The organism is Streptococcus sp. HMSC070B10 (genome assembly GCF_001808665.1).
Classification (GTDB): domain Bacteria; phylum Bacillota; class Bacilli; order Lactobacillales; family Streptococcaceae; genus Streptococcus.
Genome location: NZ_KV794142.1, coordinates 1 through 1,023, shown reverse-complemented (window position 1 = coordinate 1,023; position 1,023 = coordinate 1). Strand labels below are relative to the sequence as shown.

Below are 1,023 nucleotides of genomic sequence, written 5' to 3'. Positions count from 1 at the left end.
GAGAGGAAGCTGTTGACTTTGATAAGGGGATATATGTGCTAACCAAATTATTACTTGATAATGACTTAGAAGAATCTACGCCTGTGTTTTATATTTCAAGTAAGATAAATGATGTTTTGTATACAGATATCATGGTAGGGATTCGAGACAAAAGGGATTGAGGATAATAGAAAACTTAAGGAAATAAAGAGACTTAAAACGGCTCATGTTCGTTTCATTGTAGAACTTATAAAATGACATACAAATCCTAGGATTTCATTCTAGGATTTTCTATATGGTGAGAAAATGTTATAATGAAGATTAAGTAGAATGGTCACTGATGTAACCTATCTGAAAAGGAGCAGGAAGTATTGACAGCGGTAGCGATGACCTTATCAGGACATCCAGATGTTTTTCGGGCGTGTTATATAGCTTTTATGAATGACGAACCAAGCTATCATTATCATCCAATGATAGGGGCGCCGTTGGAGTTTTTCTATGAAAAAGAACTCGTGCGGATTCGGCGTCTTCAAGAAGAAGTTATCCTACCTCGTTCGCTTTTTATCCAGTATGCTTCCTATGTAGATCTCTGTTTAAGTCGTATCTATCCTTTAGGTACTGTGGTTGAACTTGATCGTGAGCTCCTTCCTAAGGATTTGGTTGAGTCATTTGAAAGCGAACAGATGGACTTTTTTGTAGTCATTTCAGGTCGTCGAGTTGATTTGGCAAACGGACATTACGTGGATTATGTTGGTCATGGCTATCCGTTTGGGCTACGATTTGACATCTCTCCTTTGCTTATAAGTAATCTTTTTATTAAAAGAGTTGTATCAGAAGGATATTCGGATACCGTGGATGAACACTACTGCCAAGAAGCTCTGCGTAAGGACTATCTAGACGCAGGACTGATTTCCAGTGTTTATGCAGAGGAGGAAGTAAATGAAGATTGATGTATCCGAAGTTCGAGTTCAAAAAGAGTTGTTAGTTATTTCGGTAAATAGTATCAAGGAACAGCTGTCTGTTTCGAGAAGTCGTCTATCAGAG

1 protein-coding gene is annotated in these 1,023 nt (G+C 38.0%); it reads left to right on the top strand.

The genetic code is table 11. From position 1 onward, the window contains the following. The first annotated feature begins 350 nt into the window (after positions 1-350). The gene (locus HMPREF2613_RS00660; protein ID WP_070478202.1) at positions 351-929 is read left to right on the top strand and encodes a DUF4176 domain-containing protein; all 579 of its coding nucleotides are present in this window, start codon (positions 351-353) and stop codon (positions 927-929) included. Positions 930-1,023: the final 94 nt, after the last annotated feature.